11 protein-coding genes and 1 pseudogene are annotated in these 9,678 nt (G+C 73.2%); 3 read left to right on the plus strand and 9 right to left on the minus strand.

What is annotated here, in order from left to right; all coding sequences use genetic code 11:
* The 5 genes and pseudogenes from B0E53_RS28460 to B0E53_RS37965 all read right to left on the minus strand — a co-directional run.
* On the minus strand, positions 1-530 hold a 530-nt coding region (locus B0E53_RS28460; protein WP_146167798.1), incomplete at its 3' end, for an NYN domain-containing protein.
* A gap of 35 nt (positions 531-565) precedes the next feature.
* Positions 566-793, minus strand: coding sequence for a hypothetical protein (locus B0E53_RS28465; protein WP_107078832.1), 228 nt, complete (start codon positions 791-793; stop codon positions 566-568).
* A gap of 84 nt (positions 794-877) precedes the next feature.
* On the minus strand, positions 878-1,435 hold the full coding sequence (locus B0E53_RS28470; RefSeq protein ID WP_107078833.1) for a dihydrofolate reductase family protein: 558 nt from the start codon (positions 1,433-1,435) through the stop codon (positions 878-880).
* Between the two features lie 176 nt (positions 1,436-1,611).
* Positions 1,612-2,100 (minus strand): annotated as a pseudogene (locus B0E53_RS28475) (RNA polymerase subunit sigma-70); the annotation flags it as partial.
* Between the two features lie 70 nt (positions 2,101-2,170).
* Positions 2,171-2,584 (minus strand): nuclear transport factor 2 family protein, encoded by a 414-nt coding sequence (locus B0E53_RS37965; protein WP_168215432.1) that lies wholly within the window; start codon positions 2,582-2,584, stop codon positions 2,171-2,173.
* A 117-nt stretch (positions 2,585-2,701) separates the two neighbouring features.
* On the opposite strand from B0E53_RS37965, the gene B0E53_RS37970 reads away from it, so the two are divergent.
* Positions 2,702-3,217: a DinB family protein gene (locus B0E53_RS37970; protein WP_168215433.1), complete on the plus strand. Its 516-nt coding sequence runs from the start codon at positions 2,702-2,704 to the stop codon at positions 3,215-3,217.
* 82 nt (positions 3,218-3,299) lie between these two features.
* On the opposite strand, the gene B0E53_RS28485 is transcribed toward B0E53_RS37970, so the two are convergent.
* Positions 3,300-4,886, minus strand: a complete 1,587-nt coding sequence (locus tag B0E53_RS28485; RefSeq protein WP_107078836.1) for a DHA2 family efflux MFS transporter permease subunit — start codon at positions 4,884-4,886, stop codon at positions 3,300-3,302.
* Between the two features lie 164 nt (positions 4,887-5,050).
* Positions 5,051-5,983 carry an AraC family transcriptional regulator gene (locus B0E53_RS28490; protein ID WP_107078837.1) on the minus strand — a complete coding sequence of 311 codons (933 nt, stop codon included), beginning with the start codon at positions 5,981-5,983 and terminating at the stop codon, positions 5,051-5,053.
* Positions 5,984-6,064: 81 nt separating this feature from the next.
* Here B0E53_RS28490 and B0E53_RS28495 point away from each other — a divergent pair, with 81 nt between their 5' ends.
* Positions 6,065-6,559: an anthrone oxygenase family protein gene (locus tag B0E53_RS28495; protein WP_246835647.1), complete on the plus strand. Its 495-nt coding sequence runs from the start codon at positions 6,065-6,067 to the stop codon at positions 6,557-6,559.
* Positions 6,560-6,562: 3 nt separating this feature from the next.
* On the opposite strand, the gene B0E53_RS28500 is transcribed toward B0E53_RS28495, so the two are convergent.
* Both B0E53_RS28500 and B0E53_RS28505 read right to left on the minus strand, forming a co-directional pair.
* Entirely contained in the window at positions 6,563-7,126 is a 564-nt protein-coding gene (locus B0E53_RS28500; protein WP_107078839.1) for a DUF305 domain-containing protein, read from the minus strand.
* A gap of 71 nt (positions 7,127-7,197) precedes the next feature.
* Positions 7,198-7,947 carry a lytic polysaccharide monooxygenase gene (locus tag B0E53_RS28505; RefSeq protein ID WP_107078840.1) on the minus strand — a complete coding sequence of 250 codons (750 nt, stop codon included), beginning with the start codon at positions 7,945-7,947 and terminating at the stop codon, positions 7,198-7,200.
* Between the two features lie 245 nt (positions 7,948-8,192).
* On the opposite strand from B0E53_RS28505, the gene B0E53_RS28510 reads away from it, so the two are divergent.
* A partial coding sequence (locus tag B0E53_RS28510; protein ID WP_107078841.1) for an alpha-L-arabinofuranosidase occupies positions 8,193-9,678 on the plus strand: 1,486 nt, incomplete at its 3' end.

The following is a 9,678-nucleotide window of genomic DNA, read 5'->3' on the forward strand; positions in this document are numbered from 1 at the left end:
CCGGTCCCCGCCGGGCGGGCCGCCCGGCCGCGGCGGCCGGCCGCCGGCGGCACGTCGACCCCTTCGAGGCGGTCGTAGAAGAGGAACTCGTCGCAGGCCGGCGGGAGCAGCGCCGAGGTGGAGTTCTCCACGCCGACCCCGATGACCCGCTTGTTCAGTTCCCGGAGCTTGTGCACCAGCGGGGTGAAGTCGCTGTCCCCCGTGCCGATCACGAACGTCGAGATGTACTCCCGCTCGAAGGCCAGCTCGACGGCGTCGACGGCCATCTTGATGTCGGCGGCGTTCTTCCGCGAGGCGCCCATCCGCTGGGGGATCTCGATGAGTTCGACATGCGACCGGGTGAGCATCCGCCGGTCCTCGTCGAAGTAGGACCAGTCCGCGTACGCCCGGCGCACCACCACCCGGCCGCGCTCGGCGAGGGCATCGGCGATCGGACGGAGGTCGAACGGGCGGCCACCGTGATGGTCCCGTACACCCAGCGCCAGGTTCTCGTAGTCGAGGAACAGCGCGATCCGGTCTTCCTGATCCACCCGGTCACCCTATCCCGGTCCGGGGTCCCGCCCGCTCACCGCCGCCGCCGGTCCCGGTAGAGGGTGTCGCGGCGGGCCACGTACTGGATGGCGTAGCTGGCGACCAGCAGCAGCAGGGCCAACACGACCTCGACGCCGGCGACCGCGCCGTTGGCGACCGTGAGGGCGAGCAGCAGCAGGATCAGGCCGACCACGGCCAGCAGGCCGGCCAGGAGCAGCCGGTTGCGCCGCGCCCTCGACCGGTCCCGACCGCCAGCGTCCACCGCTCCCGCCTCCCACCCGGCTCCCCCGGCCAGCCTAGGCGCTACCCCGGCCCGTCCTCCCGCAGTTCGTCGAAGGCGATGCCGTCAGCGTGCCGGCCGCCCGTACCGCGCGAGGACGGCGGCGCCCACCTGCTCCGCCGACAGACACTCCAGGTACGCGGGCGGGCCGCCGGCGGGAAAGAGCCGCTGACCGGCGCGAAGGATCGTGGGGAAGGTCAGCAGCCGGTACTCGTCGATCAGGTCCTCGGCCAGCAGGGTGTGCACGACGCGCAGGCTGCCGGTCACGATGATGTCGCGCCGCTCGTTCCTGACCGCGTGGACGACGTCGCCGCCGATGATGCTGGAGTTGCCCCACGCCGAGACGTCGGTCAGCGTGCGGGTGGCAACCAGCTTGGGCACCGCGTTCATCCGCCGGGAGAACGGGTCTTCGCGTCCGGGCCAGAGCCGGGCGAACAACTCCCAGGTGGTACGCCCCAGCAGCATGACCCCCTCGTCGAGCAGGTTGCCGAGGCGGAACTTGTCCCCCGCGACGGTCTCCGGGCCGTGCCGGAAGGCCCAGCCACCGGTGGACGTGCCCCCGGACCCGTCCGGGTCGGACACGATCCCGTCGAGGGTGACGAACTGGATGACGACGACGCTCACGATGATGTCCCTTCGGTGGGGTGCTCACCGGTACGTACCGGCGGCACCGGCCCGACTCATCGCGGCCGGCGGAAATCGTCGAAAGACATCTGCGCGGGCAGGTCGAATGCCTCGAACACGCCCGGATCGGCGAACACGACGTTGCGCGCGACCCGGCCACCGGCGACCGTCAGGACCTGCAGCGCGCTGTTGACCGCCGCCACCGTGGTGTCGAGCTGCGCGGCGACCTCGGCGGCGCTGAAGTCCAGCACCGCTCGGAGCAGGAGCACGGCACGCTGACGGGCCGGCAGCACCTGCACCGCCGCCACCAGCGCGAGCCGCATGTCGGTCCGTACCTCCGGGTCGACCCGGGCGTCGGGAAACGGCTGTAGCCACGGGATGTCCAACGCCGGTGCCAGGGGCGCGTCCGGATCGGCACTCGGTGCGCCCAGCCCGGACGGCAGGGGCCGTCGCGCCCGCCCCTCCAGCGCCGTCAGGCAGCTGTTGGTGGCGATCCGGTAGAGCCAGGTCCGTACGGACGCACGGGTGGGGTCGTACCGGTCCCGGGCCCGCCACGCGCGCAACATCGTTTCCTGGACCAGGTCCTCGGCCTCATGGAAGGAGCCCAGCATCCGGTAGCAGTACGCCAGCAGCTCACCCCGGTGAGGCTCGAAGTCCACGCGCCAATCCTGGCGTACGCGGCGCCCGTACCCGCGCCCGGCCGGGCGGGCGGTCGACCCGCTCCACGCGCGACGGTCAGGCCGGCACGTCCTGCCACAGCTCGTTGAAGGCGATGCTGTCGAAGAAGGCGGTCCCCTCGACCACCTTCCCGTCGCGCATCCTGAGGAACCAGGCGACCGTGTCGGTGTACGTCGTGCCGATCGTGGTGGTGCCCGCGCCGTTCCACGCCACGACCACGGTCCCGGTGGTCGGGTCCTCGTGGATGCCCCGGATCAGCACGGGCCGGAACGGGTCCTCCGCGGTGAAGCGTTTCTCGAACGGCTTGAGCACCTCCTCGACGAACTGCCGGGCGGGCTGGTACAGCCCGGCCGCCACGGAACGGCCGATGATTTCCCACCGCAGGTTCTCAGCGAAGATGTCGGTGATGCTGCCGGTGCCGGCGGACCAGGCGGCGAAGGCGTCCGCGACGATCTCCCGGTTGGCGGTCATCGGCGGCTCCCGTTCGTCTCCGGCGGCGGGCACCCGGACGCCGGCGCCCCTCCGCTCATCCTGCGCCGGGGCGTCCGCGCGCGGAGGCGGATCCGCCGCACCGCCTACCCTGAACGCGTGGATCGGTGTGACGAGTGCCTGTTCGTCTATTCCGCGCTCGACAGCGACGAGCTGCCGCAGCGCTTGCGCGACCTGGCCGCGCGCTATCCGGCCGCCCTGTACGAGGTCCCGGACCCGCGCCGGCGACCGGCTCCGGAGGTGTGGTCGGCGCTGGAGTACGCCTGCCACGTCCGGGACGTGTTCCGCGTCCAGGGTGAGCGGCTGGCGCTGGCGCTGCTGGTGGACGAGCCGGAGTTCCACCCGATGGGCCGCGACGAACTGGTGATCACCGAGCGCTACAACGCGCAGGAGCCGGAGGTGGTCCTCGCCGACCTGGCCACGGCCGCCGACGGGTTCGCGGCCCGCTTCGGGGCGCTCGGCGAGGTGGAGCTGGAGCGCACCGGCGTCTACCCGTGGCCGCGGCGCGAGGCGCGGACGCTGCGCTGGCTCGGCCGGCACACGGTCCACGAGGCCGAGCACCACCTGCTCGACATCCGCCGCGCTGGCGAGGCCCGGACGGCCGGCGGGGCCTGACGCCGGTTGGCGTCAGGCCCCGCGACGGCGAGCCGGCCCGGATCGGGCCGCCGGGACGGTGCCCGGCGGCCCGACCGGCCGGTCAGTGGATCGGGACCGGGGTGGGACGCTGGCCCTCCCCCGCCTCGCCGTCGAGCAGGTGCGACGGCTCGCGCCGGCGCGGCAGGAGCGCGGCCGGGATGAAGGTGAGCAGCACCAGCCCGAAACCGACCCAGAAGGTGGTCGCGAAGGAACTGGCCGCGAAGTCGAGCCCGCGCTCGATCAGCGACGGCGGCACCGGGAACTGCTGGAGCAGCTCCGGCCGCAGCTGCGAACCGACGGCCAGCCCGGCCTGGGTGACCGGCTTGCCGCTCGGGTCGGTCACGCCGGGGATCACCTCGGAGCCGTTCAGCCGGCTGGTGAGGATCACCGACATCACGGCGGCGCCGACCGAGCCGCCGATCTGCTGGAGGATGTTGACCAGCGTCGAGCCGCGGGCCACCTCGGCGGCGTGCAGCGTCTTCAGCGCCGAGGTCATGATCGGCATCATGGTGCCGCCCATGCCGAGGCCCATCACGAACAGCGAGCCGCAGAGCAGCCAGTAGGACGTGTGCGGGTCGACCTGCGTGAAGGTGAAGAACCCGGCGGCGATGAGCACCAGCGCGAACGGCACCGTCCGGCCGACCGGCACCTTGTCGGCCAGCATGCCGGCGATCGGCATGGTCAGCATGGCGCCGATGCCCTGCGGCGCCATCAGCAGGCCGGCGGTGAGCGTCGACTCGCCCCGGATCTGCAGGAAGTAGCTCGGGAACAGCAGGCCCGCGCCCATGAACGCGATGATGAAGACGAACAGGGTCACCGCGGCGATGGTCAGGTTGCGGTTGCGGAACAGCCGCAGGTCGAGCAGCGGGTGCCGGGGCCGGAACGAGTAGAACACGAAGGCCACCACGAGCACGGCGCCGACCAGCATGGGCAGCCAGACGCCGTTGTCGCGGACCGTGCCGGCCTCCGGCAGCGAGGAGACGCCGTAGAGGAAGAGCGCCAGGCCGGGCGAGAGCATGAGCATGCCGAGGAAGTCGAACGACTCGGACGGCTCCGGGTTGTCCTTCGGCAGCGCGAGCTGGGCGTAGATCAGCGCGACGACGCCGATCGGCAGGTTGATGAGGAAGATCCAGTGCCAGCTGGCGGTGTCGATCAGCCAGCCGCCGAGGATCGGGCCACCGATCGGGCCGAGCAGCATCGGGATGCCGAGGACGGCCATCAGCCGGCCGATCCGGTGCGGGCCGGCCGCGCGAGTCATGATCGTCATGCCGAGCGGCATGAGCATGCCGCCGCCGAGGCCCTGGACCACGCGCCAGCCGATGAGCTCACCGATCGAGTCGGCGGTGGCGCAGAGCCCGGAGCCGATGGTGAACAGCGCCAGCGCCACCATGTAGAGGCGCTTGGTGCCGAACCGGTCGGCGGCCCACCCGCTGAGCGGGATCACCGTGGCCAGCGCGAGGGTGTAGCCGGTCATCGTCCACGCCACCCGGGCGTACGAGGCGTCGAACTCGTTCTGGAACGTCGGCAGCGCCACGCTGACGACCGTCACGTCGAGGATCGACATGATCGCACCGAGCACGACGACGCCGGCCACCTTGAGCACCGCGGCGTCGAGCTTGTTCGATGTCGCGACAGGTTGCTGGGTCACAAACAGTCTCCTGGTTCAGGTTCGGTCGGGGGCGCTGGCGGCGCCGCGCGCCGGTGAGGGCGCGGGGTGACGTGCGGTGGGGGCGGCGTCCGGCAGGAAGCGTAGCCATGGGCTGCGACATCGCGCGGCCGGTTTACCGGGATCACCGGCGCCGCGGACCGCGCTCAGGCCGTGGCGCGGTGGTCGCGCGGATTGACGCCGCGGACCCGTTTGAAGGCCGCGCTGAGCGCGAAAGGGCTGCTGTAGCCCACTCGGCGGGCCACGGCGGTGAGGGTCAGCTCGGTGTCGCGCAGCAGGTCGGCGGCGAGCGCGAGGCGCCAACTCGTGACGAAGGTCATGGGCGGTTCGCCGACCAGTTCGGTGAACCGGCGGGCGAACGCGGCCCGGGACGCGCCGGTGGCGGCGGCGAGGCCGGCCACCGTCCAGGCCCGGGCCGGATCGTGCTGGACCAGCCGGACCGCGCGCCCCACCACCGGGTCGGCGTAGGCCCGGTACCAGCCGGGCGGTCGCGCGCCGGGGCGGGCCAGCCAGGCGCGCAGCACGCCGATGACGAGCAGGTCGAGCAGCCGGTCCAGCACCGCCTCCTGCCCGGGACCGTCCCGGTCCAGCTCGGCGGCGAGCAGCGCGACGACCGGTAGCTCGCCGCCGGCGGCGCTCAGCACCACGAGGGGCGGCAGGGCGGCGAGCAGGCCGGCGCCGGCCGCGCCGCTGCTGGCGTACGTGCCGGTGAGCAGGGCGGTCGCGCCGTCCGGCCGGGTGCCCCAGGTACGCAGGCCCAGCGCCATGGTCTCGGTCAGCTCCTGCCCGCCGAGGGTGGTGCAGCGCTGCCCGGGATGGATCACCACCTGCGGCGGGGTGTCCGGATGGTCGGCCACCGTGTACGGGTCGGGCCCGCGCAGCACGGCCACGTCCCCGGGTTGCAGCGGCACCGGCCCGCCGCCGTCGGGCGCCACCCAGGCGCTGCCCCGCACCACCGTGGTGACGCTCAGCGGGGCGGCGTCGCGGATCCGGATCGACCAGGGCGGGTCCATCACGGTACGGAGCAGGAAGGCGTCCCGGGCGCGCAGCCCGCGGAGCACGTCGGCGAGGACGTCCACCCGGCGAGCGTAGACGCTCGCGTATGGTTCCGGGCGTTCCGGCCATGGAGCGTCCAGTCGACCCGGTGTCCAATGGACGCCATGATCGCATCGAACGTCCGGGCCGGCGTGCTGCTGCTGGCCACGGTGACCACGGGGTTGACGGCGGGGCTCTTCGCGGCCTTCGCGTACGCGGTGATGCCGGGCCTGGCCCGGGTGGACGACCGGGCGTTCGTGGCCGGCATGCGGTCGATCAACCAGGCCATCCTCAACGGCTGGTTCGCGCTCTGCTTCGGCGGCGCGCTGGTCTGCACCCTCGCGGCGGTTCTGCTGCACCTGCCCGCCGGGCGGCGCGGACCGCTGCCCTGGCTGGTCGCCGCCCTGGCGCTCTACGTACTGGTGCTCGCGGTGACCGCCGCGGTGAACGTGCCGCTCAACGACCGGCTCGAGGCGGGCGCCGCCCGGCTGGCCGACCCGGCGGAGCTGCGCGCGGCGTTCGAGAGCGCCTGGGTGCGCTGGAACGTGGTCCGGGCGGTGCTGAACACGGCGGCCCTCGGCTGCCTCGGCTGGGCGCTGCTGGTGGCCCGGTCGGTGTGACCGTCACCGGGCGCGCAGTTTCGCCAGCAACGCGACCTCGGCGCTCCGGGACCGTTCGATCCGGCCGGCGAGGTCGCGTACCCGGGCGCTGGTGCCGGCCTGGACCTGGGCGCGGGCCAGGTCCGCCGCGGTCCGCTGGTGGGCGGCGAGCACGTCGACCAGCACCCCGTCGACCTGGTCGGCCGGGGCGGCTCGCAGCCGGGCCAGCCCGGCGGCGGCGTCGCTGTGTCCCGAGTGGTCGTGCCGCTCGGCGGCCGCCACCGCGGACGGGCCGGCCTCGCGCAGCCAGCCGCGCATGGTGGCGAGTTCGTCGGTCTCGGTGGCCCGCACGGCGGCGATCAGCGTACGGAGCTCCGGGTCGGTGCCGCGGTCGAGCCCGACCTGGACGAGTTCCAGGGTCTGCTCGGTGTGCGCCACCATCATGGCCAGGAAGAGCGCGTCGATGCCGCTGGTCGCGGTCTCCACGGCCGGCCCCGGGCGGGTGGCGGCGGTCGGCGCCGGCTGGCCGGCGCAGCCGGCCACGGCGAGCAGCGCGCCCAGCAGGACGGCGGCGAGCGGGCGGCGCATGCCGGTCCTCCGATCGGGGGTACGGCGGGGGTCGGGGGCGGCGCACGCGGAGCGTGGCCGCACCCGTCCGGTCAGATCTGGAGCCACAGCGCCGGCACATTCGGCGGTTCCCAGCCGGGGATCGCGGTGTGCGCCTGGCGGCAGCGGTAGGTCAGGCCGTTGTAGGTGACCGTGTCCCCCACCTGGTAGGCGCGCCCGGCCGTCCAGGTGCCGCCGGGGGCCGGCGAGCTGGTCGGGGTGGGCGTGGGCTTCGGCGTGGTCGGGGCCGGGGTCGGTGTCGGCGACGGGGTGGAAGTGGGGTTGCCGCCACCCCCGCCGATCTGGAGGTCGACGCAGGAGTAGAAGGCGTTCGCCGTGTCGGCGATGTTCCAGACGGCGAGCAGCTTCTGCCGGCCGGAGAAGCCACCCAGGTTGACGGTGTGCGACACCGTGGCGTCGGGCTGGCCGCCGCCGCCGTCGACGACCGCGACACGCGTGTTGCCGATCCAGTACTCCCAGTTGGACGTGGCGTGCCGGGCGGTGTTGACCCAGGTGAACGTCACCGAGCTGCCGACCGAGGTGGCCGGCCAGCCGCGGCTGTCGTCGTTGAGCACGGCGAACTGGGCGATGCCGGCGTTGCAGCTCTTCAGGCCCTTGGGGCCCTCGACGCTCTGCGGCTCGTACTTGATCTGGCCGCAGTCGGGCACCCGGTTCTGCGCGCAGAGCGCCTGCCGGCTGGGGGGCGAGGAGACGTAGCCGTGGGCCTGGGCGGGGCCGGCGACCGCCAGGGTGGCGGTGACGGCACCCGTGGTGAGCAGCGGCAGGGTGATTCTTCGACGCATGTCGGCAACTCCTTCGGGGCGGTGGGAGATGCCAATGAACATAAATTAAACCTTGTTAACAGTAAAGACTCCTGTCTATAAAATAAGCCGCGTACACGGGGTGCTCCTTGAACGCGTCCGGGCCGGCATGGGATTCTGGTGCGTCGATGGCTCGCGCGGGGCCGATCGTCGTCCCTGGGCACCCGGACACCTCTCCGGGAGGACGACGCGGACAGACGATCGCCCGACCCGTGAAGGAACCCCGCATGAGCAGAACACCCTCCACAGCGCGCCGGCTCACCGCGTACGCGGCCGTCCTGCTGCTCGCCGCCGCGGCGCCGGCCGCCGTCGACCCGCCCGCCGCCGGCGCGGCGGCCGACCCGGTGACCGTGACCGTGAACGCCCGCGCCGGGCTGGCGACCGTGCCGGACACCGCGCTCGGCGTCAACCACGCCATCTGGGACCAGCAGCTGGGCAGCACCGAGACGTCGGACCTGCTCCGCGCAGCCGGCGTGCGGATGCTGCGCTACCCCGGCGGCTCGTACGCCGACATCTACCACTGGCGGACCCACACCGCGCCCGGCGGGTACGTCGCCCCGAACACCGACTTCGACACCTTCATGGCGGCGGCCAGGAGGGTCGGCGCCCAGCCGATGATCATCGCCAACTACGGCACCGGCACCCCGGCCGAGGCCGCCGAGTGGGTGCGGTACGCCAACGTCACCAAGGGCTACGGCGCGAAGTGGTGGACGGTCGGCAACGAGAACTACGGCAACGGCCACTACGGCTCGGCCTGGGAGGCCGACGACCACCCCGACAAGAGCGCCACCCAGTACGCCCGCCTCGTCGTCGAGTACGCCGACGCCATGAAGGCGGTCGACCCGAGCATCAAGGTCGGCGCGGTGCTGACCATGCCGGCCAACTGGCCGGACGGGCTGACCGCCGGCGCCGACCCCGGCCCCTGGAACCAGACGGTGCTCTCCCTCGCCGGACCGAAGATCGACTTCGTGGACGTGCACTGGTACCCGGGCGGCACCGCCGCCGAGTCCCTGGCCCGGACCGGCCACATCCCCGACGCCGCCTGGCTGCTGCGCCAGCAGATCGACCGCTACGCCGGCCCGGACGCCGGCCGGATCGGGATCAGCTTCACCGAGCTGAACGTCGGCGCCGGCCAGAACACCCAGCCGGGCGCGCTGTTCCTGGCCGACGCCTACAGCGGGCTGCTGGAGCAGGGCGTCTTCACCGTGCAGTGGTGGAACGTGCACAACGGGATCGGCACGGTCTCGGAGGTCGCCGGGCAGACCGACTACGGCGACTTCGGGATGCTCTCCAGCGGCGGGTGCACGGCCGACGGGTCGGTCTGCGAGCCGCCGTTCAACACGCCGTTCGCGCCGTACCACGGCCTGTCCATGATGAACCTCTTCGCCCGGGCGGGTGACCAGTTCGTCCGCGCCGGCACCGACCACCCCCTGGTCACCGCGCACGCGGCCCGCCGGCCCGACGGCAGCCTGGCGGTCCTGCTGCTGAACAAGGACCCGGACACCGCCCACCCGGTGGCGATCGACTACGCCGGCTTCACCCCGGCGGACGAGGCGCCGACCGTGCACACGCTGACCAACGGCGCGAGCGGGGTGGCCACCGGCCGGTCCGGCGGCGCGACCGCCCGGACGCTGCCGCCGTACTCGCTGACCACGCTCGTGCTGCGCCCCGCCGGGGCGGTCGACGGCCGGCCCGGGGCGCCGGGCCGGCCCA

It is taken from the genome of Micromonospora sp. MH33 (assembly GCF_003013775.1).
GTDB classification, from domain to species: Bacteria; Actinomycetota; Actinomycetes; order Mycobacteriales; family Micromonosporaceae; genus Micromonospora; species Micromonospora fulviviridis.

Excerpts from the sequence above, each read along its gene's own strand:
- B0E53_RS37965 (WP_168215432.1), bottom strand. The coding sequence starts at position 2,584 with ATGACCGCCAACCGGGAGATCGTCGCGGACGCCTTCGCCGCCTGGTCC.
- B0E53_RS28495 (WP_246835647.1), top strand. The coding sequence starts at position 6,065 with ATGATCGCATCGAACGTCCGGGCCGGCGTGCTGCTGCTGGCCACGGTG.
- B0E53_RS28500 (WP_107078839.1), bottom strand. The coding sequence starts at position 7,126 with ATGCGCCGCCCGCTCGCCGCCGTCCTGCTGGGCGCGCTGCTCGCCGTG.
- B0E53_RS28505 (WP_107078840.1), bottom strand. The coding sequence starts at position 7,947 with ATGCGTCGAAGAATCACCCTGCCGCTGCTCACCACGGGTGCCGTCACC.